Genomic DNA, 24935 nt, shown 5'->3' on the forward strand with positions numbered 1-24935 from the left:
CAGTATTTAAATTAGAATTTCACATCAATTCCAATGTAAAAATTAGCAGGCATGATTGGCGCGTAGATCATGCCGCCATCGAAATAGTTTCCAAAAGGATTCTGTGCATCTATAATGGCAAGGTCTTGCGTATACGACGTCAAGTTTTCACCCCCAAGATAAACTCGGAATTTTGAGGAGAAATCTCGAGCGATCTGTGCGTTTAGTGTACCGTATGACGGGGAGTAAGAGGCAAGCCTAAATTCCGCTGGGTTTTGCTCCGTAAGAGGTAGTCTTTGTTTTCCAACATAATTAAGGGTTGTGTCAAAACTCCAAAAGGCACCCTTGTCATTTTTTGTTGTAGCATAGGCAATATTGAGGAAACCTCGGTGCTTCGCCATAAATGGAGCTTGCTTTTCGCCACTGTGGTACTCTGCCTTTACATCGTAAAATTTGTAGGCTAGGCGAACGTCTAAGTTTCTTACTGGACTTAGGTCAAATTGAGTTTGAAAACTGTTCGCGTACGATTTATTCTTAAGATTGTAGAAAAGAATTTTATGTGTGGATTCGTCCAAATCTAAAATGACCTGGTTTTGGAAATCGGTACGGAAAAAATCGACAAGTACTGCGGCACTGCGACCAAATAGTTTTAGCTGTTGGTTAAAGCTAACACCATAATTCCAGGCGATTTCGGGATCTAAGCCATACAGATCGTCTCTTGTTTTTTCCACTTCAATTTGACGGTTCGAAGCAAGGTAAGCTTGACTTTCTGCAAAAATATTGGCAGTTCTAAAGCCTCTTCCTGCGGAAAGCCGAAGGGTAGTAGAAGGCGAAAGATCGTAACGGAAATTTAGACGCGGGGTGAATTGTGTTCCGGCTAGATTATGGAAATCCGCTCTTGCCCCTGCCACTAAAGCATAGTTAAGTCCAGTTAGAGTGTATTCAAAAAACACACCTGGGACCGTTTCTGTCCTTTCGATTGGGCCCTCTCGATATATTTCATCAAATCGGTCGTAAAGGAAGCTTACCCCCGTTTTGTACTTATGGTTTGTGTTTCCAATAATGCTTTCAATGACCAAGTTAGAGTAGAAGGTTTGTTGCTCTCCTAAGTAATTTCGAAGCCCAAAGAAACTATCCTGCTGATGGTAGGTGTATTGGTTCATCAAGCCAAGGCTTTGATAGGGTTTTCCTTTGAAGATGTATCCTGTTTTATTCCATACTTGAAATCTTGAGATATCAATGCCTACACCGTAAGCACTTTGCTCTGAGGCGGCCTTGTGTTTATCAAAGAGGGTCTGTCCACCGTAACGGGAGTCACGAACCAAGTTAATTCCAAAGTGGCTTCCCCATCCAGAGTGGTCCAGATCATTGTAATTTAGGAGATACGCTAAGTTCATTTGTTCTCCTGTCGGTTGGTCCAAAAACCCATCTTGGTTGTGGTCTTCTTGCCCAAGGGTTGCATTTCCATGAAGAAGGATGCTTTGGTTCCAATGCTCATTCAAACTTGAGGTATGCGTAAGGTTCATCTCGGTTCTTGCATTTTGATCGACAAACAAATTGAGCTGGGTCTCATTTTCCCCTGAATATTTACGCAGCTCCGTGTTAATTTGGCCTGTAATACTTTCATAGCCACTCGTCACGGTACTTCCCCCTTTGGTGAGTTGAATTCCTCCTATCCACCTTCCAGGGATGAAATTAAGGCCGTATGCAGTGGCTAGACCGCGGATCTCCGGCAAGAGTTCCTTTGTAAGGGCGGTGTATTTTTGGTCAAGTCCTAGCATTTTAAGCTGCTTGGTTCCGGTCACTGCATTGCTATAGGACACATCGACTGTTGCATTCGTTTCAAAGCTTTCTGCCAGATTGCAGCAGGCTGCTTTTAGAAGTTCTTTCTCTCCAATGTTGAAAACAAGGCCTGCGCTCTTTTTGTCTAGTGCGGTCGCCGCTTTGGTCTTTAAAAGAGAAACCGTTTCTAAGTTTGTTTCTCGACCTTCTGGAGTAGTGGTATCAGACTCGTCCTTGTCAAAATGAACAAGCTCGCTAATTTGCCCTAATGGAAGATCACGGTCATACAAACAGCAATCCGGTAAATTTTTATACGCCTTATCCTCTGCTGTAAAAAGTTCATTGTCATGCCCAACCATTGCGATTTCTTTGAGAATGGTTTCGGCCGAGGTTCTCGACTCGTCAAATTCAAGCGTTAGTTTCTGCGTTAAGGGTGTCCATTTTGCCTCCGTGGCTCCCGCTTTTTTCGCGGTCGATTCGATACGCAATTGACAGGATTCACAGTTTCCCCTTACAAAATATTCGTTTGAATGCTTGTGGTTAGTAGAATCTGCATCTAAGAAAGAAGGCTCACGTGCATACAGACAGCAGGCGGGAAGATTTTGATAGGCCGCTTCCGATGCTTGCATATATTGATTGTCATGTCCTGCCTCTGCAATCTTCGTGAAAATAGCGGGTATGGAGGTCTTTTGTGAATCGTACTGCACGGAAAGAGTCTGAGTGCTAAGGTCCCATGCCGCAACCGTCGCACCTGCCTCTTTCGCGCTTGATTCAATTCGCTCTTTGCAGAGCTCACAATTTCCTTTGACTAAGGCGCTATGTTCATGAGTTGTTTGCGCCTGAAAACTACTGCTGATAAGTAGTATGCTTAAAAATAGGAAGTATTTTATAGTAAATTTCATTAGAATAGTTCGTTGTATAATTTAAAGTTCATCCTTCCGGAGGTCTTAAAAAGTTCATCAAAAATGGAACTTTCAGGACTTAAGAAAGTCTTGCAGCTGGAATGCAGTAGACTCCTTACCTGGGATAGGATAAATTTGGGGTGCAATAAAGGGGGAGAAAGTGGAAAGGAGCGTGCGTCCTACGTCCAATAAAGGGTTTAGCCTATTTTAGGAGGTTGCCATATGTCCTTGCTGCTATCTAGCACGAAAGAAGATATGTAACTAAAAGTACTTGTTCTGAATTTTCGAGCCGAACAAAGACTCGTGTCTGAGAAGCTCGAGTTGAGTAGGGGTGTCCCGACATGCAGACACAAACCGCAGTGCTGCGCACAGTGCGAGTCGCAATTCTGATCAGAAGATGGATTTGAACGGTCTGAGCCCGAATCCGTTTGTTGCATGGGATTATGGCATGGATCTGTGCTTTGGGTCTCGCAGCAATTGAGCGCCATGATTTGAGCGGAAAAATTTTGCTGTGGAAGTAAAAGAACTCCCAAGGATAAAAGGATTAAAAAAAGCTTGAGTTTGCGTTTCATTGCAAATGCAAAATTATGAAATACTTCTTAGGGCAAAAAAATAAACCGCTAGAAATTTTCTAGCGGTTGATATTTTTCAATTAATTAATCTTACTATTATTCTGTGCTAAGTTTTGCGCATCCATAAAGCCGTCGTTTATAACGCGTTTGGCGAATCTGAATTTTGGACCCCAATAACGATCGCTAAGCGGGGAAATCATTACGCCTCTAGAGGTTGCCGCATGAATGAAGTGAATCTCTCCGTTGCTATCCACATCGTGAACAATTCCTACATGAGAAATTCTGCCTCCTCGTGAGAAGAATACTAAATCTCCTTTGCGGATGTCTTCTTTTGCGATTTGTTCTCCTTCTTTTGCTTGGGAAGCGGCTACTCTTGGTAAGTTAAGTCCCATAGTGGCTCCAAACACAGAAAGGACGAAAGCGCTGCAGTCAATTCCGTTTCTTGTGTTGCCACCATAACGGTAAGGGACTCCAAGATACGATTCTGCTTCGGCTAAGAGTCCGTCCATTTTTTTCTCAAACTGAATGGTCTTCTCAATTTCCGCCGCTTTATTGGCAGTTTCGACAGAGGCAAGTGCCATGTCGATTTGTTGAGAAGGGGTTAAATCTTTCTTTAAAAAGTTGAGAGTCTTAGGACTTACAGCTGCCAGTTTGGCATCTGTTTTGTATAATATGGGTTGAGTAACAACGTAGTTCGAAACGCAAGATTGTAATGTGAATACAGAAGTAATTACAGTCACATAAAATAGAACTCTTTTCTTCATATATATTTGATTATCTGTGTTATAGATATTATTTACTTTGATTTTGACTAGACAAATGTAGATAATAGAGCCAAAAGATGCTGTTTTTCAAAATTAAAAACACTCTTTTTTAACACATTTTAACATTATCATCCGATATGTTAAAGGAAGACGGTCCGCAATCCCTTTATTTAGGGGTTGCGGCTTTTTGTTTTGTTAAGGTTTATTAACATTTATTGTTTTGGTCTATTTATTATATAAATCTATACTATAATTCCGTAAAAGTGGAGAGGTCGAAGTGCTCTATATTTGTCATGTTGTAAGGTCTGTCTTGTAACTCACTTTGAATCTTATAATTTGTACTTTTTGAAACCTAACCTTAAGTGTAAGTTGGCAAAGAAAAGTGTTGAGAGTCAATGATTTTATGAATTGCTTTGCTCTCTTAATTTATTTCCTTTGTAGAAAATAATACAACCTTAATAGAACAAGATAACGAGGGGACAAGAAGAAAACAAGAAGAGCGCAAATCCAAGGGGATTCCCTGGGTTTGCGCTCTTCTTTGAATTAAGCTTTCGTAGCCGCTTTTTTCTATCTTGTAAATAGAAGTTCGCGGTACTTTGTCATTGGCCAAAGTTCATCGTCTACAAGCATTTCCAGCGTATCGCATGCCTCTCGAATTTTATCAAATCGGGGTCTTACATCGTCGCAGTATGTTTCGGCTTGCTTCTGTCCGTGCTCCTTTTCGGCTTTGTCTTTTGCTTTCAAGAGTTCATCTACCCCCACTTTGATTTGAGATACATTATGGGAAATGCTGCGAATTAAATCCATTTGCTCTTTAGCAAGCGTTTGAAATTCTTTATCTGTGAAAATTTCTTTTAGGCCTTTTACATTGTCTATCAATCGGTTTTGATAAGAAAGAGCGGCAGGCACAATGTGATTTCTTGCAATGTCTGAAAGTACTTTGGCTTCAATGTCAATCTCAGTTGCGTATTTCTCTAATTTGATTTCGTTACGAGCTTCAAATTCTCTATGATTATAGATTCCGAGTCCTTCATAGAGTTGAATGAATTTCTCGTCAAGTTCACTTTTTAAGGCTTCGGGAGTGGTTCTAAGGTTGTTGAGGCCTCTTTTTTTAGCTTCTTTGGGCCAGTCATCAGAATATCCATCCCCTTCAAACATAATTTGTTTGCAGTCCTTTATGTATTCTCTTAAGACGTTAAACAATGCTTCGTCTTTCTTTAGTTTTTTGTCTGCAATTAATCCATCTACTTGCACCTTAAACTCTTTCAATTGTTGAGCTACAATTGCGTTAAGTACGGTCATCGGTTCTGCGCAGTTGGCTGAGGAACCTACGGCTCGGAATTCGAATTTATTTCCTGTGAATGCAAAGGGAGATGTTCGGTTACGATCCGTATTGTCCAAAAGGATTTCTGGAATCTTACCTACCACGTTTAATTTAAGTTCCGTTTTTTCTTCAGGGGAAAGTTTTCCGTCGGTTACCTTCTCAAGCTCTTCAAGGACACCAAATAGCTGGGTGCCTATAAAGGCCGATATAATTGCAGGTGGAGCTTCGTTTGCCCCGAGGCGGTGATCGTTGCTTGCGGTGGCAATTGAGGCGCGAAGTAAATCTGCATATTCGTGTACCGCTTTAAGGGTATTGACAAAGAAGGTAAGGAACTGAAGGTTTTTCTTGGGGTTTTTACCTGGACTTAATAAATTCTCTCCTGTATCCGTTGCCAGTGACCAGTTGTTATGCTTTCCGCTTCCGTTTACTCCTTGAAAAGGTTTCTCATGAAATAAAATATGAAAGTGGTGTTTGTGTGCCACTCTGGCCATGATGTCCATTAGTAAGGAGTTGTGATCGACCGCTACATTCGTTTCTTCAAACATGGGCGCAAGCTCAAACTGGTTGGGAGCAACTTCGTTATGACGAGTCGTGACCGGGATTCCAAGTTTCATGCATTCGATTTCCAATTCTTTCATGAAGTTCATGACTCGCGTTGGAATCGATCCGAAATAATGGTCGTCTAATTGTTGGCCTTTGGCCGGGGAATGTCCTAGCAGCGTACGACCTGTAAAGATTAGATCGGGTCTTGATTGGTAAAGAGCGCTGTCAATTAGAAAATATTCTTGTTCCCAACCTAAGGTAGGGGTTACTTTGGTGATGTTTTTGTCAAAATAAGCTTTGCAAACTTCGGTCGCAGCATCGTCTACGGCGGATAACGCTCTTAAAAGTGGCGTTTTATAATCTAATGTTTCTCCCGTATACGAAATGAAAATGGAAGGGATGCAAAGGGTTGTACCCATGATGAAGGCAGGAGACGTCGGGTCCCACGCAGTGTATCCACGGGCTTCAAACGTATTTCGAATTCCTCCATTAGGAAACGAGGAGGCGTCAGGTTCCTGTTGGATAAGCATGGCTCCGCTAAAGCGTTCAATGGCTCGGTCGCTTTCGAAAGGGGTGAAGAAGCTGTCATGTTTTTCCGCAGTGGTTCCCGTTAGAGGTTGAAACCAGTGTGTGTAATGGGTTGCTCCTTTCGAAAGAGCCCAATCTTTCATGGCAACCGCAATTTGATCCGCAATTAATCGAGGGGTTTTCGTTCCTTTTTTAATGGCGTCTTGGATAAAGGTGAAAGCTTCTTTTGTTAAATAACTACGCATGGTCTCTTCCGAGAATACGTTTTCACAAAAGAGTTCTGATAATTTTTTAGGAACTTCGATCGCGTTGTTTTTTCTGTAATCGCGAAAGGGAAGTTGCGACAGGGCGTTGAATCTTAGTGTTGGCATAGTGATCTGTTTAGACTGCAAATTTAAATAAAAAATCAATTCAAAATAAAAAAATGGAAAAAAACAGGGGGTCTGATTTGAAAATAATAGTATTTGTGCATTTGCACCTGCTGTATTTAGGGGTTAGTGTGTTTAATTCTGAATTTTCGTGAGAGGTCTATTTTTCCCAGCATGTCTTTTTATGACCCGAATCCAAGTGGATCACCTGTCTACTTAGACGTGATTATTGGCGAACGGAACTCATTTCATAGGATGAACTCATAAATTCACAAAAGATTAATTTAATTTTCATTAACTTTGTGCGTCATTAATTGTAAATTTAACAATCTAAATATAATTTATGGCGACCAATTTAAAAGCACGCGAAACGACAGAAGCAATTGAAAGGCTGTATGTCACGATGCGTCACTTATTCTATAGAGGTTTCTTCAAGCCGGGCGGCATTTCGGGAGAAACAATTCGAAACCTTTTAATGACTATTTCACCTGAGATCTATGGATCGATGGGCATCAAAAACAAAGTAGAACTAGACGGTTTGCTTTATGTTCTTGATCGATTGCCAGCAGGAATTGAAGAAACGGCATTTGTTCATTTGACTTCAGACGAAGGATTTGAGAAGGGAAGCTTCGAGCTGATCGTTCCTAAGAAAAGGAGACGGAATTGCTACCGTATTGATTCTCATCAAATGAATATTGAAGTCCTTTTAGGACGCTCTGAGATTTACGACATCTTAACTCACTTAACCTTCTTATATATAGAGGCGGATAAAATTCGAGAAATAGCTTATCATCAAGGAGAGAACTATGCTCCTACAAGAACCTGGCGAATTATTGAACAGGTGGCAATGGGGGAAAAGAAATTAAGTCGAAAAGAAAAGGAAGTGGCATTAATTCACTTGTCTTCACTTTTAGGAAGAACCTTTGAAGAGGTCCTTCAGGCCTACCATAATTTTGGAGACGACCAGAATCCCGATCGCCTTTTCAAAATCATTTACCATTTAGGAAACAATTCCTTAAATGATTTGAAAGGGATTAGAGATCGTGAAATATTCTTTAGTGCTATTCTAAGAGAACGGGTGGGTCACCACCTTTTCGGAGAACGTTGGGCCAATCAATTAAAAGAAGAACTCGTGAGCAGAGGACTTCAAATGAAACCACTCCACATCATCTCAGCGAATATGCACTCCGTTAAAAATATGCTGTTTGCCGAGAATGCTTTAGGGTTAAAACCCTCGTCGAATGAGGTAGATTATACTCTTTACGAGGAAATTAGCAACAAGAAGCCTTTACAAGAAAAGATTTTAACTTATTCTGAGAAGCACGGCCTAACCTACGTGAAAGATCACAGCGGAAGTAATATTGATGTTCAAATAATTGACCTCTCGAAAGTGAACCTTAAGAATTCACCTTTTGGTTCCTTAGGATTTAAGGGAGACGATGTGGTACTCGTGTTTGACTATGCATTTGGGGAACAGGCCTTTGAAGTGATGGATGAGTTGTTAAGACCATATCAGTCGAATGAAGAGGTCTATACAATGAAAGTGAAGTCCATTTCCATTATGGGGAAAGCGGGGATTTTAACCGGAAAAAAAGGAGATATCATGATCCCGAACTCGCATATTTTTGAAGGAACTGCCGACAATTATGTGTTTGAGAATGCACTGAAATTAGATGATTTTAAAGACGATGAAATTAAGGCTTACGAAGGCTCAATGCTTACCGTACTAGGAACTTCTCTTCAGAACAAAGATATCCTTTCTTACTTTATGAATTCTACATGGAACACTGTAGGATTAGAAATGGAAGGAGCGCACTACCACAAAGCGATCCAGGTTGCCTCAAAGATTAGACACCATATTTCACCCGATTTGTTTGTTTGTTACGGCTATTACGCCTCAGACAACCCCCTTGAAACGGGAAGTACTCTATCCTCCGGAGGACTAGGGCTCACCGGGGTGAAACCCACCTATATGATTACAAGACGAATAATTGAAAAAATTCTTTTGTCTTCCCGATCGTAAGATAAACTGTGTATTCGTACTAAAGGTCGCCCAGTAGGCGACCTTTAGTCGTTTTACGACTGTGGGCCGCAAAGAGCCTGGTTTAGTGCCTGAATGGCTTTGTTGTAATGCTCACGTTTAATAATGAATTGCAAGTTTACTTGCATAAGCGATTGTCCGTAACATTCAATGTTAATCTGGTTTTCATAAAAAGCTTTCGCAGCTCGATATAAAAATCCAGGTCCTTTAATGTTCGTGCCCATAGCACACACAATGGCCGCGTCAATGGTCGAGACGCGATAGAATGTTTTTGTGAGCTCTTCAATGAGTTTATGGGCCTCGGCTTGATCCCATACCACCATTGTAATTGAGTTCGCATTGGTGGATTTGAATACGTAACTTACTCCGTGTTTTTGGAAATAACTCATAATACGGGCATCGAAACCGACTTCGTTCACCATAAGTGGATCGTGGATTTCAACGGCAATCATCTGGGTGGATCCCGAGACTATTTCTACGCGAGCCTCCTTCGAGATGTAATCTTTTGAGATCAGAGTTCCCTCGTGAAGCGGCTCAAACGTGTTTTTAATTCGGATGTTAATTCCTGCAAGTTCAAGGGGTTTTGCTGCTTTTGGGTGGATTGCCTCCATCCCTATGTCTGCCAATTGGTCCGCCACGATGTAATTGGTTTGCCCCACAGGAGCACAATTCTCCACCCCAACAATGGCCGGGTCTGCGCTAGACAGATGGTATTCTTTGTAAATTATGGCTTCGTGCGCCTTTAATTCCACGGCAATTTTGCTAAAGGTAACCTCTGAATATCCACGGTCAAAAGCTCTCATAATACCTTCGGTACCTTTGGTATAACCTGTACAAATACAGACTGTCTTCGCGAGATCAAGGTCTTCAAATTCACGCTTAATTCTTTGGTCAATGGTGAGCGATTCATTGTCATTGAAACCACATAAATCGATGTATTTTGCATTAAAACCTTTGCTTTGCACGATATTGACTGAATTCCATGCAGAATGAGCTTCTCCAATGGAGGCGAGAATTTCTCTGGCTGCAAGTCGAATGTCGGTTGGGTTTACATACCCTGAGGCCATTACTTGACTCAAACTCAAAAGCATGGTTTTGGCCTGCTCGATCCGGAGCGTAATAAACTGCGCTGCCTTTACGGAGTCCAGGCCTAAGGGAACGTATTTTTCATTGATTTCTAAAAGTCTCCCTAGCAGTTCGTCTAAAGCCTCGCTGTAATTTTTGTTCTCAACGAAACGGCTGTAAACTCCCTTTTCTCCTGTTTTTTTGTGCTCCAAGAGCCAGTTTGTCACATGGCTATACGCGGAAACCACAAACACTCTTTCGTAAGGGGCTTTTCTGCTTGCACTGGTTCGAAGGATAATGTTTTTTAGGACGTCTTCAAATTGACTCATGGAGGTGCCTCCAATTTTCTCTACTGTGACCATGGATTTTGATTCTGCATGCAAAACTAGTAAAGTTTCAGATTGAAATTATGCAAAATCGTAAAAAGTATGCATCCAATCCCTGACTTTAGCCTACCTAGATTTTGAAATTTGCTAAATTTCCGTAACTTTCCCTCAAATTTAAGTGTTTCATGGAAAAAACGATGTTTCTAGCGCTAGGTCTTTTAAGCGCTTTTTTATTTGGTCAAAAAGAGCAGTACTATCAGCAGCACGCGAAGTACAAAATGGAAATTGATGTGGATGCGGCTCATTTTACGTACAAAGGGAAGCAAACTCTTACCTATACAAACAATTCTCCAGACGAATTAAAAGTAGTCTATTTTCATCTGTATTGGAACGCCTTTAAACCGGGTTCCATGATGGATCAAAACGTTTCGAATCAAGGTGTGAATGGCGACAGCCGTTTGCAAGTAGGCGGCGTTTCTCGCCTCGCTAGTATTCCTACAGAAGAGGAAGGTGTTCAAAACATTCGCTCTATTCAACAGAACGGTGCCGACTTACGTTTTGAGATCCAAGAAACGATCATGAAAGTAGTTTTAAACGAACCGATAAAACCGAATTCTTCTACAGTATTCACCCTAGATTGGGATGCGGTGGTTCCCTACCAAATCCGTCGTGCCGGTAGAAACAATAGAGAAGGCATTGACATGACCATGACCCAATGGTATCCGAAGATTGCAGAGTACGATTACGATGGCTGGGCGACGTTTGATTATATCGGACGTGAATTTCATGCTCCCTTCAGTGATTACGATGTGACGATTAAAATTGACAAAGACTATGTACTTGGTGCAGGCGGGGTACTTCAAAACCCTGGAGAAGTGAAAGGATACCAAGACAATGCAGAGATAAAAACAGATAAAGGAGGCAAGGCAACTTGGCGCTGGAAAGCAAACAATATTCTTGATTTTGCTTGGGCTGCAGACCGGGACTACACCGTGGAGAGTTTTACAGTTTTAGATGGACCTAAAGTTTATTACGTTTATCAGAAAAACGAAAAAACAGCCTTTTGGGAACAAAGTAAGCCCCTTATTACCAAGTATTTTCAAATCATGAATGCCGATTACGGTCGTTATGCCTATCCAACCTATTCGTTTATCCAAGGAGGTGACGGAGGTATGGAGTACGGAATGGCCACGATGGTCTTAGGAGAACATAGAACCCTTGAACGATTAGTGGGACTGATGGTTCACGAAGGTTCACATATGTGGTTTCAACAAATGCTTGCAAGCAATGAAAGCACAAAACCTTGGATGGACGAAGGGTTTACAAGCTATGCTTCCACCAAAGTAATGAGCCAACTTTTTCCTCCTGCGACGCCTGAAAGCAATCCTTTTGTAGGAACCTTGAGAAGCTATGCGAATTTCACGAAGACAGGAAAAGAAGAGCCTGCTTCTTGGTTAGGGGATCATCACGATGATGGAAGAGCTTATAGTGTGGCAAGTTATACGAAAGGAGAAACCTTCCTTGTTCAACTGGGCTATATCGTAGGGGAGAAAAATCTTTCTCTCATCATGAAAGAATATTTCACTCAATGGAGTTTAAAGCATCCTTCCGATCGGGATTTCATGCATATCGCTCAGAAAATATCAGGCATGGATCTAAAATGGTTTTACCACTATTGGATTAATACGGTAAAAACAATTGACTATGCGATTAAAAATGTGGAGTTTTCTGAGGGAGCTACGAAAATCACTTTAGCGAATGAAGGAGGGGTTCCCATGCCGATTGATTTTAGTGTTCTTACAGCAGATCAAAAGATTGTGAATTACCAAATACCTCTGAACATGACAAGAGAATGGAAGAAAGCGGATTTGTACGGATCCTTCACAACTCTGCATTATTGGCCTTGGACTCAAAAAGAGTATACCTTCGTAATTCCTTACGGGAAAGAGCAAATTAAAGCACTTGGAATTGATTTTTCTGGCCGATTGGCAGACGTTGATTTAGAAGATAACTATAGAGAAGTGCAGTAATTTCAATTTGGACACTAGACTAGAAATTAAAGATGAATGCGATTGTAGTCAATATCGGGAATACCAATATTCGCTTTGGTCTCTTTAGGGACGATGAGTGTCAAAGTTCATGGATTATTAACACGAAACCTTATCGGACTCGGGATGAGCTTTATGTACAGTTTCTTATGCTGTATCAGAGTTATTCCGTGAAGATAGAAGACATCGATCTTCTGGTCATCGGGTCTGTGGTCCCTCAACAGACCCATGATATTGTTCGGGCTTTAGAAAAAATTCATTACATCAAGAATTTAAAGGCTGTTTTGGTCGATCGAAATACACCCTCGGGCGTGCGTGCGAAGAGTAAGCAAATGGGTACGGATATCTATGCCAACCTTGTGGCAGCGCACAACCTATATCCTGGGCGAAAGAAAATCATCTTAGATTTTGGAACCGCCCTTACGGCAAGTTGCGTGGATGAAAATGGGGAAACCTTGGGCGTAATTATAGCCCCAGGGATTATTACAGCATTAAACTCGTTAGTGGGTCAAACGGCTCAACTTCCGGAGATTGAACTCGTAAAGCCAAAAACTGTACTTGGACTGGATACCGTCTCTTGCATGCAGAGCGGAATGGTCTATGGATATTTAGGGATGGTGGAAGGATTTATTGACCGTATTAATGAAGAAGTAAAGGATACCTGCATGGTGATTGCCACGGGAGGTGTATCCCATGTGTACAAACCGCTGACGACAAAAATTGACATAGGTGATCGTCTCCATACTCTGAAAGGACTTTATTATTTAGGAAAAGACAAGTAGGTCATTTTCTTTTCGATTGAAAAAATTCTAAAAGAAGTGATCTGCACTCGTCTTCAAGAACTCCTGTGATTACTTTGGTTTTCGGATGAAGCTTTAGGTTGTGCTTTTGATAGCCGCGCTCCGGATCGGGGGCTCCAATCACCACATTTGAAATTTGACTCCAATTTAGGGCTCCAGCGCACATAACGCAAGGTTCTAAAGTGACATAGAGTGTACAGTCGAGTAGATACTTGCCGCCAAGATAATTGGCTGCACTTGTGATCGCCTGCATTTCCGCATGTGCCGTTACGTCATTTAGCGTTTGGGTTAAGTTGTGACTCCGCGCTAGGATTCTATCTTTGGCCACTACGATGCAGCCCACAGGCACCTCGTCCCTTTCAAAGGCTGCCTTGGCTTCGTTTAGCGCGAGGCGCATGTAATATTCAGCACTAAATTCCATAGGGATTTTTTCTTTGCTCATTTCCGAAAATAGAAAAAGGCTTAACGAGATCGTACAGCCTTTTATGTTCGTTGGAATTTTAGAGTTAAAATTCTACCTGATTGGTTTCTCTTCCTCTCGTAAAATTCATTGTTTTTTGTTGCCCTTTGTATGCGACGTTCACTACATTAAATTGTTTAGGGTAGGTCTCAAGTAAGATCGAATTTCGAATTTTTAATTGTTTGATTTCACTTACACCCTTCGCTTCAAAATAAACCCAAACGGACTCTCCATTCACTTGGCTGCCCGTAAAGGTTAGTGTTTTTGCACTTCCGTTGACGTGGACATCTACATTTTTATTGACATAGCGCTTAACCTCCGCTTCAAACCCTGCTGTTTCTGGCCTAATTTTAATGGCGCTTGAAATGTGCTCCGTGTTTAATTTGGTGGTAAACTTAAGTGTTTTACTACCCTCGACATAATCTACTTTGGTCATCGAGGAGTAAAAGTCTGCATTTGTGGAGCTTGTCATTAAGAAGAAGCCCAAAAGTGCAAATATGTATAATTTAATATTCATTATAGTTTAAATCTAATTGCAAATATAAGATTTATGATATAATCTCAAATAATATGCCATTGCTAGAAATTAACATCAATCGTGTACTTGTCATAGAAAGCTTTAATATGAGCTGCCGCCTCTTCAGCCGTATCTACGACTCGATAGAGGGAAAGATCCTGCTCCGAAATAAGTCCATTTTCTAAAAGTGTATTTTTGAACCAGTCTAGTAAACCACTCCAAAACTTGGAGCCTACAAGTACAATAGGGAAGCGAGCTACTTTTTGTGTTTGAATTAAGGTTAAAGCCTCGGAAAGTTCGTCAAGGGTTCCAAATCCTCCAGGCATCACCACAAATCCCTGAGAATATTTCATAAACATCACTTTGCGAACAAAGAAATAATTGAAATCCATGGAATAGTGCTTATCGATATACGGATTAAAATGCTGCTCAAAAGGTAGCTCTATGTTAAGTCCGATGGATTTCCCACCTCCCAGATGTGCTCCTTTGTTTCCTGCTTCCATAATTCCAGGACCTCCTCCTGTAATAATTCCAAAACCGATTTCGGTGATGCGGCGAGAAATATCCACAGCCATTTCGTAGTAAGGGTCTTCTTCACTGAGTCTTGCCGATCCAAAGATAGAAACGCAGGGTCCAATTTTCGCTAATTTTTCATAGCCGTCAACAAATTCGGACATGACTTTAAAAACCATCCAACTGTCCTTGGTGACCGTTTCATCCCAAGTTTTTTCTTTGAAACTCATCTGAACTCGTTGGTCAATTTCTTTTTCTGGACCTGCGACCATTTTGGTTAGCCCTTTATCTCTTTTTATTTTTTTCATAATTTAATCAAAGTGTTTTTCCGCTTCTATGACAGATTCGGGACGACCGACATCGACAAGCTTAGCCTTGTGCTCGAAGCCCTGAATAATGCCTTCCTGCATTTGGTCTAAATACTCATCCATGATTGAGAATTTCCCCGTTCTTTTCATTTTCTCCAGGAATTTTGAATCAAGACAGTGAATTCCACTAAATGCAAGGGGAGTTAGGCCCGTGTTTTCCCCAGACAGTTTTTCTTCGCCCGTGGTAGTGTTGCGCCAACCTTTAAGTTCCATTTGACCATTGAAGAGGAGCTTTCGGGAACTGTTTCGATTGGATACAGCAAGGGTCACGAGAGCCTCCGTATTTCTATGGTGGTTGATGAGAGAGGATAAATTTAAATCCGTGAGAATATCAGCATTCATAATGAGAAAGTCCTTTTCGTTTTGAAGCATTTCTTTTGCGAACAGCAATCCTCCTCCTGTCTCTAATAGCGCTAAGGACTCGTCTGAGAATTCAATATTCGCGCCGAAGTTCTTATGGTCATTCAAATAGGTCTGAATTTGATCTCCAAAATGATGAAGGTTAATCACGACATCCTTTATTCCATAGGACTGTAGATAGAGCAAATTTCTCTCGAGAAGCGTTTTGCCATTGACTTTCGCTAAGGCTTTGGGATGAGAATCTGTAAAGGGCTTTAAGCGAGTGCCTTTTCCTGCGGCAAACAATAGAGCTTTCATAAAAGTAGAATTGCGTGGTACAAGGAGTAAAAGGCTAGGAGGCTAATTGAGGCTGCTCATCATGCTGAATCGTTACGCGGGTCTCCGGGTATTTTTCCTGAATGAATTTCGCCGTTTGGATGGCTGCATAAACGGAGCGGTGTTGTCCTCCCGTGCATCCAAAATTAATTTGCAAATGCTCAAAGCCTCTATCCACGTAGTTGTCTAGTGTAAGACTTAAGATTTCGTGCGCAGCCTTAAGAAATTCAGGCATTTTGGTTTGGGTTTCCAGAAATTCTTGCACCGGCACTTCTGCACCTGTCATAGGTTTGTACTCATCCATTCTTCCTGGGTTGAGAATCCCCCGGCAATCAAAAGCGTAACCGCCACCGTTCCCAGTAGAATCTTTTGGAATTCCACCTTTTTTATAAGAAAAACTATGAATTTCAACATGTAAAGTGCTCATGGACATTTTATTTTAAGGTATTTGTAGAATGGGAACCCAGAAATATGTTCAATTTCGATTTCGTTTCGGGGCTTTCTAAAGCTTGAATTACGCTTAGCAGTTCTGGAAAATGAGTTATTTCTTTCCATTGACGAGAAAGGGAAGACGTATTTTTAATTCCATTTTCAAGGCTGCTTAAGAAGTGGGATTTTCGTTGGACGAGGCCTCGTAGCCCGTAGGCTCCTAGTACTTGAAGTGAACGAATGAGCCTAAGTGGTAAAATTCCCTGTTTTAATTCTTTGCGCTGATTTGCATCCTCAAAAAGATTCAGGTAATAGGTAAGCATATCCTTTCTTAATTTCGCAGAAAAGGGAGCTTTAGCCTGATAAAGGAAGGACACTACATCGTAGAGCAAGGGGCCATACATGGCCGATTGGTAGTCAATAAAATAGATTTCTTGGTTAGGCCCAAGCATTATATTTCGGGATTGAAAATCTCGAATCATGAGTCCTTTAGGACCGAGCTGCTCAAGTAGATGAGTAAGTTTTTTAAACTCCGTCAACAGGCGGGTTTTGTGATAGGGAATTTCTAGGATGTCAACTAATAAAAATTTGAAGTAATTCAAATCATGCAGAATTGGGAGCTCATTGTATTTTTCATACTCAAAGGTTTTAGAATAATCGATCCGCCCTTGGGTTTTCATTTGGAGATCGTAGAGTTTCTCTAAAACATTCTGTAAAAGAGCTCGAAGTTCCTCTTCGGAGCTCACCTTTGGGAAGTATTCAAAAAGGGTTTGCTCACCCAGATATTCTTGAAGATAAATTGTTTTGTCCTTTGAGACAGATAAAATCTCTGGAGTGTTTAATTTGAGTTCTGAGAAAACGCGTGAAAAATAGATAAAACTTTCGTTCTCTAAAATGTTTTCATTTTGGGTTAGAATGTATTTCTGACCCTCTCCCTCAGCCAAATAATTAATGCGCGCAGAACCACTTTGGGGTAGTGCGTTTAGCCTTCCTTCGCTGGCTAAATAATCGTTTAGAAATTCGTTTGCCGTTTTCAATAGATCCTTGATGTATGCCTAGCAAAGATAAGTATTTGAAATCAAACCTTTGTCTTTGAACGGATTTGATTCTTAGTTGATCAGCGAGGTAGATAGGCACTACTCCTCGCTATGCACTGTATGTTTGTCTGGCTGTGTTATGGTTTTTGAGGTCCATACAATTTGTTTTTCAAATGCAAATTCTCGCACAGGACAAGTGTCTAAATTGCATATTTTACACGAGAAAGGTTTGCAGTCGTCCATATGGAAATTGAATTCAATTTGGCGATCCGTATTCTTAGCGATGGATTTAATGACGTTTTCCATTTCTGTGTGTGCTTCCCTTAAGGATAAATAATAGGGCAGCGTAAGATGCGCATCAATATGAAGTTTGCTGCCATGCTGCTGGATGCGCACGTTATGCAAATCGACCCACTGTTTTTCGCGAACCGACTGCAAGTAGTTGGCAAGGCTCGAGATCATTTTGAGATCGGCCTCGTCCATAATCCCACTAAGGGATTTACGGATGATTTTATAGCCCACGAACATAATATAGGCACCGAACAGCAAGGCAACAACAGAGTCAATCCAATTAATTCCTGTCAAGTACACGAGGATAAGGCTTAAGACCACTCCTAAGGTCGTAAAGGTATCACTTTGCAGATGTTTCCCAGAGCTCTGTAGGACCAGTGAGTTTTCCTTCTTGCCTCGCTGAATAGAGTAATATCCAATTAAATAATTCACTAGAGCCGTAGCTGCTATGATATAGATTCCTGCATCAAGCTTTTGCAAAGTATTGCCGTGAAGTACAGAGTCTGCAGCCTGGATGATGATCATAATCCCTGCAAAGATAATGAGGGCACCTTCTATCCCCGAAGTGACAAATTCGACTTTGCCATGTCCATAGGGATGGTCATGATCCACAGGTTTGGCTGCAAGATAGAGCGAATAGAGACCCATAAAGGCAGCGATTATGTTGACAATGCTTTCTAGCGCGTCAGAAAACACCGCATCGGAACTCGTGAGTCTCCAAGCTAGAAGTTTTGCCAAGAACAAAACAATTCCTAAAATCGCAACCGTGCGTTGGAAAGTAAAATTTTTGTTTTTTGAAGTGAGTACGGGTTTCACGGGTCTGTACTATATTGTTAAAGGGTTCTAACAAAGCATCCCGCTTTTGGGCGGGATGCTAGTTTATACTAATTTCTGTTGGACCAAATATTCTGCAATTTGAACTGTGTTGGTCGCCGCACCTTTTCGAAGGTTGTCCGCTACAATCCACAAGTTGATTGTTTTGGGTTGAGAAGGGTCTTTTCGAATTCTTCCTACAAACACCTCATCCTTTCCTTCGCTGTAGTAAGGCATAGGGTAGCGGTTGTTTTCTGGATCGTCTTGCAATGTGACCCCCGGTGTCGTGGAAAAGATTTGACGAATTTCTTCTAGTGAAGGTTCCGTTTCAAACTCAATATTGACACTTTCGGAATGCCCTCCTTGAACTGGAACTCGAACCGCCGTAGCGGTAAGAGAGAAGGAGTCGTCTTGCATTATTTTTTTGGGCTCCGTCATGAGTTTAATTTCCTCCTTCGTGTATCCACTGTCCGTAAAGACATCGCAATGCGGCAATGCGTTTTTAAAGATTTGATAAGGATATACTTTTTCCGAAGGGGTTCCTGAAATTTCTGCATTTAATTGATCTACAGCTGCCTTGCCTGTACCTGTAACGGATTGGTAGGTGCTGACCACCACGCGTTTTAGCGAGTAGCGTTTATGCAAAGGGGCAAGGACCATTACAAGCTGAATAGTGGAACAATTCGGATTGGCAATGATCTTGTCGTTTGCTGTAATTTGATCGGCATTGATTTCGGGAACAACCAGTTTTTTATCCTTGTCCATTCGCCATGCGGAGGAATTGTCAATGACAAAAGTTCCTCGTTCTGCAAACTGAGGCGCCCACTCCAAGGAAGTTTCCCCTCCGGCGGAAAATAGAGCAATCTCAGGTTTAAGATCCAAGGCTTCTTTCATCGAAACAATCGGATAGGATTTTCCTTGAAAAGAAATTTCCTTTCCTATCGATTTACTTGAGGCAACAGGTATCAATTGAGTTAAAGGAAAGTTTCGTTCCTCCAATACTTTTAGCATGACTTGTCCCACCATTCCGGTGGCTCCAACAACGGCTACTTTCATGAATTTAAATACGAATTATGCGCCAAATAGACGTCCCCATTGGAAAGCCCAAAGCATGAATACCACTGCCAATAAAGCCATAATGAACGTTCCCATAGAAAGCTTTTCATTTGTCTTAATTCGTTTGTTTGCGATGGTTAATAATACCGCTGCAATAATCATTGCCGCAGGATGTTCAACATAGGTGTTTCTTGAAAGAGAATCGCTCATTAGCGTACCTGCTTCTTTTGCCTGCTTAAATCCTGGCGAAAAGAAGAACAACATCACCAATCCAATTAAGGCTTGCAAGTGAAAGAAAATCATGGTAAACAAAGATGATTTTCTAAGAAACTTTGAAATGGTTCCCGAGTATCCAAACATCACTAAAAAAAGTGAGATGACAAGGAGCGCAGTTAACAGAAGTATAAGGTAAGCAAATCCTCTGTGCGCTTGAAGCATGATAAAAAACGTATCCATTGAATTGGTTTTAAGTTAATGACAAAGATAAAAAAAATCCCGGTGAAAACCGGGATTTGAGTAAGATATGATCTAATTATTAGAACGTGTACGCAACGGATGCGTTCCAAGTTCTACCGAACCCGAAGTAAACTTCGTTGTTCTTGTTAATACCATTCCAGTTGTTTGCTGCATTAGAATCTGCTGCGATGTTGGTTCTAGATTCAGCGATGTAAGTCGTATCAAATACGTTGTTCACGTTCACTCTGAATTTAAGACCTTGTGCGTTTGCAAAGTTCCATTTGAATGTAGCTCCGAAGTCTGCAAGACCATAAGAAGGTAGCTTAACGGCAGTAGCACCGTCATCGCTCGTTCTGTTTTGAGGCTCGAATGCAGAGTATAAGTTGTCTGCGAATCTATATTGAGCATCTACGTTGAACCAATCTGTTACTTTGAAGTCTGCTCCTAGTGCTGCAGTTAATTGAGCTGCATCCCCTACCTTAAGACCATCTAAGTAAAGAGTTTGTGTAGAAACCACTTCGTTTGTACTGTCGTCAATGAAAGAAGCCGTTGGGTTTCCTTTGTAAGTCCAGTCTCCGATGGATAGCATCCCGAATACGTTCATGAAGCTTGTTGGTTTCGCAGTGAAATCAAATTCGATTCCTTTGTGAACTTCTTCAATACCTAACATATTAGCTACATAAGAGACGTTGTTAACTCTTGAAGTTAGTCTTCTGTAGATATCATCCCATGAAGTTGAGTACACGTTTAAGTTTGCATCGAAGAATGCAGATCTGAATCCGTATCCAATTTCAAATGAGGTAATTTTCTCGTTAGTTAAACCTGGGTTTACGTCGTTTCTGTTATTCAAGAATACAGCTCCAAAGAAAGGCTGTCTTTCGTAGTAACCTGCGTTGAAGAATACATTGTGATTTTCGTTGATGTTATAATTAGCACCCCCTTTCACGTTGAATCCCACTAGGTCTACTTTTTTGCTTTCTTGTTCTGCTGGTTCGAATAGCATGTAATCAATTCTCTGGAATCCTTGGTTGGATATAGATCCTTGAACAAATGCAGATAGAGCATCGTTTGTGTATTCAACTTGTCCAAATCCACCAATCCAGTTTACAATACCGTCATTGCTATAAGCAATTTGGTCTTTAATATCGTTGGTTTTTCCACCAAATGGATTCCAGCTTGCTGAAGGACCAAAAGTGTTTGTCACACGGTTTGGTTTGTTGTTTACATTCGAATTGTCTGTGTACCCGTTGTTTCCAAGAAGGTCAGAAACAATTCTGTAGTGCATTCCGTCGTATCTTCTTGCGTCAACACCAATCGTAGCATTAATGTTTTCTGTAAATTTGTGGTTTAAGCTAGAGATGATTCCGAACCAGTTATGTGAGTTAATAGAAGCTCTTCTGATTAGCCCGTTTCTTCTGTTTCCGTCTGCTTCAAATGGGTTTGCGTCTACCGCTCCAAAATCAGCAACTACTCCACCCTGATTCCATTTTACAATGTCGTCAAAACGGATAAGTCCGTCTGCAGTTCTTGGAAGTGCAGTGTATGATTTGTTATCAATACCTCCTAAATCTCCAGATCCTCCACCTCTACCGAAAGAAGCGTAAACAACCGAGTTTAATTTGGTTTGCTCATTGAATTTCCAATCCCAGTTTAAGGACATTACCGGTTTGTGGTAGTAGTTACGAGTCATGGAATATTCTTCCCCGTTCAAATACCCCCAGTTTTGGTTGTATTTTCTGTTTGGCTCGTCTTCTGATCCACCGTATTTAATATGGTCTGAAATTTTAGATTGGAAAGCTCTTTGATTGTGCCATTGTGGCGCACCTGTCATTGTGAATTGGAAGTCATGCTTAGCGCTTGGATTGAATCCTAAAGCGAAGTAGTAGTTGTACCCTTCGAATTCAGTTCCGTCTGCATACATTGAACCTGCCGTTCTACTCATTAAGATAGATGAAGACCATCCAGATTCGTATTTACCTGTGTTGTAAGAGAATAAGGTTTTGTGGTATCCGTCGTTTCCAACACCCACCATAATATTCCCTTGCTTCTTTTTATCTGCTGCTCTAGTAAGAACGTTAATCGTTCCTCCAACGGAAGCAATCGCTAATTTAGAAGAACCTAGTCCTCTTTGCACTTGCATTGCAGAAGTCACGTCAGAAAGACCTGCCCAGTTAGACCAGTAAACAGCTCCGTTTTCCATGTCGTTCACAGGAACTCCATTGATCATTACCGCTGTGTTTCTTTGGTCAAATCCTCTTACGTTGATTCGAGAGTCTCCAAATCCACCTCCACCTTTTGTGGCGTATACGGAAGGAGTTGTGTTAAGGATTTCAGGAAATTCTTGGTTCCCCAGTCTTTCCACAATTACAGTTTCTCTAATAGTAGAAACGGCAACTGGTGTTTTTCTGTCTTTCGCGATGTCAGCGACTCCAGAAAGTACAACCTGCTCAATGTCTCTTTCTCTTTGCAGAGTGTCGGAATTTTGAGCAAAATAAAAACTTGCAGTAGATAAAGTGACTACCGTCGCAAGCATTGATCTTTTGAATGGATTAAAATTCATAATGGTTTAATTAGGTAAAATTAATTTTCACGTGGCAAAAATACTATTAAAATTCAGATTACACATTAACGAATTGTTAATATTTGAAATCTCCGACTTTCCCTCTTTAGAATTGTTGATTACTAGGGGCTTGTGGCGATATTCAAAAATGATTTATATTTTTATCTTTTGATAATTTAACAAAAAAAACGCATTATTTTCCAAATCAAACAATTATATATCGTTTGGTACGGCTTTTAGACTGATGTCTATATTGCTTGCCGAATGCGTGATGGCTCCAGCGGAAATGAAATCCACGCCGCAAGCAGCTACGCTTTGTAATCGATCGCGAGTGATTCCACCTGAGGCTTCGCTCTCGCAGCGTCCTGCAATTAATTCTACGGCTTTACTCATCGTATTATTGTCCATATTGTCAAGCATAATCCGGTCTACTTTTGCGTCGATCGCTTCTTTCACTTCCGCAAGGTTCCTCGTTTCTACCTCGATCTTCAATCGTTTTTTGTTGGTCTTGAGGTATTCTTTGCATCGTTTTACAGCGTCTGTAATGCTTCCGTTGAAATCAATATGATTGTCTTTCAGCATAATCATATCGTACAGACCGTATCGGTGATTGGTGCCCCCGCCAATAGCGACTGCCCATTTTTCACACACCCGGAAATTCGGGGTGGTTTTTCGGGTATCTAATAATTTGGTTTTTGTTCCCAAAAGGCGGGAATCCCAGTCGTGCGTCAGGGTAGCAATTCCACTCATGCGCTGCATACAGTTAAGAACCAATCTTTCCGTTTGTAAAATAGATTGGGCTTTTCCTGAGACGATAAAAGCAATGGCTCCTTTTTTCACAAAGGTGCCGTCTTTGATTAGCACTTCGATTTCCATGGTTTTATCAAACGTGGTAAAAATCTTTTCAGCCAGTTCAACGCCAGCCAGGATGCAATCCTCTTTAATAATGCATTGGGCTTTTTGAATAAGGTCTTTCGGAATCGTGGAAAGCGTAGAGTGATCTCCGTTTCCTAGGTCTTCTTCGAGTGCGGATTTAATGAATTGATTAAGTACTTTGTCTGTGGCGTATGGGGGTCTTGTCATGCGTATAGTTCTTGAATTAGCTTTAGGCTAAAGTTAAGGGTTTGTCAGCGAGGTCTTTGTTGTAAAAGGATCCCTTATTCTCTGTCATTTCTAGGGACTGCTTTATAATAAGATAAGAAATGTTTACTAGGTTTCTTAATTCTGAAAGTTGCGGAGATAGAATCGAGTAGTTATAGAGCTCGGTGACGGCTAAGTAAATTTCGTTTTGTTTTCGTTTTGCAAGTTCTAATCGAGAATGACTTCTTACAATCGCGACGAGGTCACTCATTAGCTCCTGCAATTGTTTACGAAGGTAACTAATAATGATCATTTCATCGATGGTCTTCATACCATCATCATCCCAAGTAGGGACTAAGGAAAGATCCTCATAATTAAAAGAATCTTCATTTAAGAGCTCTACACTTCGCATCGCTGCATTGTGTCCAAAGACAAGACCTTCTAAGAGAGAGTTGGAGGCGAGGCGATTTGCGCCGTGCAGTCCAGAGTTTGTGCATTCTCCACAAGCAAACAGGTTCCGAATGGAACTTTGCCCATCGCGGTCCACTTCAATTCCTCCCATAAGATAATGGCAGGCTGGTACCACCGGAATTAGTTGTTTGAAAGGGTCTATTCCTTCACTCATGCATTTTTGGTAGATATTTGGAAAATGCTCCATGAATTTCTTTTGGTCCATATCACGGCAGTCTAAACCTACGTAATTGTCTCCACTTTTAAGAAGTTCGTTATCGATTGCGCGCGCGACTATATCCCGAGAAGCGAGTTCTTCTCTAGGGTCGTAAAGATGCATGAATGGCTGTCCATTTTTCGTTCTTAATTTTGCGCCATCCCCTCTGAGCGCTTCGGATATCAGAAAGAGCATTCCTTCACGCTGTGAATAGAGTGCCGTCGGGTGAAACTGATAGTACTGCATGTTGGAAACCTTTCCTTTTGCCCGATGTACAAAGGCAATGCCGTCTCCAGTGGCTATAATGGGGTTGGTGGTATTTTTATAAACGTGTCCTGCGCCGCCTGTAGCGACGAGTGTGATTTTTGCCGCAATTTTTGTAACCCGTTTCGTTTTCTGATCTAGAACATAGGCGCCATAGCAAGTAATATTCTCTAAATCAAGGGTCCGTCCTGGGATTTGGTGTTGAGTGATGAGATCGACCACATAGTGGTAATCAAGGATGGTAATGTTGGGGGAGTGATTAGCGGTTTCTAAGAGTGCACGTTCAATTTCAAAGCCTGTGATGTCTTTGTGATGCACAATCCGGTTCTCTGTATGCCCACCTTCCCGTCCAAGCTTGTAGTCTCCGTTTTTCGCTTTGTCAAAATGAGTTCCCCAATCCACAAGTTCTTGAAAACGTGCAGGCCCCTCTTTAATGACCATTTCCACAACTTCACGCTTGTTTTCGCCGTCTCCGGCACGCATGGTATCTTCGATATGTTTTTCAAAGTTGTCTTGATCAAAGTCGGTGACCACTGCAAGCCCTCCCTGCGCGTATTTTGTGTTGCTTTCGTCTTCGTCCGCCTTGGTGACAATGGTGATTTTTGTGTCGGGTCTTTTTTCAGCAATTTTGATAGCATAGGAAAGACCGGAAATTCCAGAACCTATTACAAGCACATCTGTGTCAATCATCTTTTGTGTTTTAGAAT

19 protein-coding genes are annotated in these 24935 nt (G+C 41.3%); 3 read left to right on the forward strand and 16 right to left on the reverse strand.

The features are described 5' to 3' along the window. Positions 1-11: 11 nt before the first annotated feature. From ACX3PU_RS01690 to ACX3PU_RS01700, 3 genes are all read right to left on the reverse strand, one after another. Positions 12-2663, reverse strand: coding sequence for a TonB-dependent receptor domain-containing protein (locus ACX3PU_RS01690; protein WP_459083170.1), 2652 nt, complete (start codon positions 2661-2663; stop codon positions 12-14). A gap of 652 nt (positions 2664-3315) precedes the next feature. After that, positions 3316-3999 (reverse strand): C40 family peptidase, encoded by a 684-nt coding sequence (locus ACX3PU_RS01695; protein ID WP_459083172.1) that lies wholly within the window; start codon positions 3997-3999, stop codon positions 3316-3318. Positions 4000-4566: 567 nt separating this feature from the next. Next, positions 4567-6765, reverse strand: a complete 2199-nt coding sequence (locus tag ACX3PU_RS01700) for a glutamine synthetase III family protein (RefSeq protein WP_459083174.1) — start codon at positions 6763-6765, stop codon at positions 4567-4569. A gap of 340 nt (positions 6766-7105) precedes the next feature. On the opposite strand from ACX3PU_RS01700, the gene ACX3PU_RS01705 reads away from it, so the two are divergent. Next, the gene (locus ACX3PU_RS01705; RefSeq protein WP_459083175.1) at positions 7106-8785 is read left to right on the forward strand and encodes a DUF6909 family protein; all 1680 of its coding nucleotides are present in this window, start codon (positions 7106-7108) and stop codon (positions 8783-8785) included. Positions 8786-8838: 53 nt separating this feature from the next. Here the strand turns inward: ACX3PU_RS01705 and ACX3PU_RS01710 are convergent, their stop codons facing one another. Then, positions 8839-10251 carry an aspartate kinase gene (locus ACX3PU_RS01710; RefSeq protein WP_459083176.1) on the reverse strand — a complete coding sequence of 471 codons (1413 nt, stop codon included), beginning with the start codon at positions 10249-10251 and terminating at the stop codon, positions 8839-8841. A 128-nt stretch (positions 10252-10379) separates the two neighbouring features. Between ACX3PU_RS01710 and ACX3PU_RS01715 the strand changes: the two genes are divergently transcribed. Together ACX3PU_RS01715 and ACX3PU_RS01720 are read left to right on the forward strand one after the other, a co-directional pair. After that, the gene (locus ACX3PU_RS01715; protein WP_459083177.1) at positions 10380-12224 is read left to right on the forward strand and encodes a M1 family metallopeptidase; all 1845 of its coding nucleotides are present in this window, start codon (positions 10380-10382) and stop codon (positions 12222-12224) included. A gap of 32 nt (positions 12225-12256) precedes the next feature. Next, on the forward strand, positions 12257-13024 hold the full coding sequence (locus ACX3PU_RS01720) for a type III pantothenate kinase (RefSeq protein WP_459083178.1): 768 nt from the start codon (positions 12257-12259) through the stop codon (positions 13022-13024). 1 nt (position 13025) lies between these two features. On the opposite strand, the gene ACX3PU_RS01725 is transcribed toward ACX3PU_RS01720, so the two are convergent. From ACX3PU_RS01725 to nadB, 12 genes are all read right to left on the reverse strand, one after another. Further along, a complete protein-coding gene (locus tag ACX3PU_RS01725; RefSeq protein WP_459083179.1) occupies positions 13026-13484 on the reverse strand; it encodes a nucleoside deaminase in 459 nt (152 codons plus the stop codon). 64 nt (positions 13485-13548) lie between these two features. Next, entirely contained in the window at positions 13549-14019 is a 471-nt protein-coding gene (locus ACX3PU_RS01730) for a DUF6702 family protein (protein ID WP_459083180.1), read from the reverse strand. 62 nt (positions 14020-14081) lie between these two features. Then, entirely contained in the window at positions 14082-14804 is a 723-nt protein-coding gene (locus ACX3PU_RS01735; protein ID WP_459083487.1) for an LOG family protein, read from the reverse strand. A gap of 39 nt (positions 14805-14843) precedes the next feature. After that, complete coding sequence (locus tag ACX3PU_RS01740) at positions 14844-15557, reverse strand: nucleotidyltransferase family protein (RefSeq protein ID WP_459083181.1); 714 nt, start codon at positions 15555-15557, stop codon at positions 14844-14846. A 34-nt stretch (positions 15558-15591) separates the two neighbouring features. Further along, on the reverse strand, positions 15592-16008 hold the full coding sequence (locus tag ACX3PU_RS01745) for a RapZ C-terminal domain-containing protein (RefSeq protein ID WP_459083182.1): 417 nt from the start codon (positions 16006-16008) through the stop codon (positions 15592-15594). 1 nt (position 16009) lies between these two features. Next, positions 16010-17041: an aminoglycoside phosphotransferase family protein gene (locus ACX3PU_RS01750; protein ID WP_459083183.1), complete on the reverse strand. Its 1032-nt coding sequence runs from the start codon at positions 17039-17041 to the stop codon at positions 16010-16012. Positions 17042-17140: 99 nt separating this feature from the next. Beyond that, on the reverse strand, positions 17141-18148 hold the full coding sequence (locus tag ACX3PU_RS01755; protein ID WP_459083184.1) for a cation diffusion facilitator family transporter: 1008 nt from the start codon (positions 18146-18148) through the stop codon (positions 17141-17143). Positions 18149-18211: 63 nt separating this feature from the next. Next, a complete protein-coding gene (locus ACX3PU_RS01760) occupies positions 18212-19201 on the reverse strand; it encodes an aspartate-semialdehyde dehydrogenase (protein WP_459083185.1) in 990 nt (329 codons plus the stop codon). 15 nt (positions 19202-19216) lie between these two features. Next, the gene (locus ACX3PU_RS01765; protein ID WP_459083186.1) at positions 19217-19657 is read right to left on the reverse strand and encodes a hypothetical protein; all 441 of its coding nucleotides are present in this window, start codon (positions 19655-19657) and stop codon (positions 19217-19219) included. A gap of 79 nt (positions 19658-19736) precedes the next feature. Then, on the reverse strand, positions 19737-22217 hold the full coding sequence (locus ACX3PU_RS01770; RefSeq protein ID WP_459083187.1) for a TonB-dependent receptor: 2481 nt from the start codon (positions 22215-22217) through the stop codon (positions 19737-19739). Between the two features lie 213 nt (positions 22218-22430). After that, positions 22431-23300 (reverse strand): carboxylating nicotinate-nucleotide diphosphorylase, encoded by an 870-nt coding sequence (nadC, locus tag ACX3PU_RS01775; protein ID WP_459083188.1) that lies wholly within the window; start codon positions 23298-23300, stop codon positions 22431-22433. A gap of 22 nt (positions 23301-23322) precedes the next feature. Further along, entirely contained in the window at positions 23323-24918 is a 1596-nt protein-coding gene (gene nadB, locus ACX3PU_RS01780) for an L-aspartate oxidase (RefSeq protein WP_459083189.1), read from the reverse strand. Between the last annotated feature and the right edge of the window lie 17 nt (positions 24919-24935).

The sequence above is a fragment of the Chryseobacterium sp. A301 genome (genome assembly GCF_054489425.1).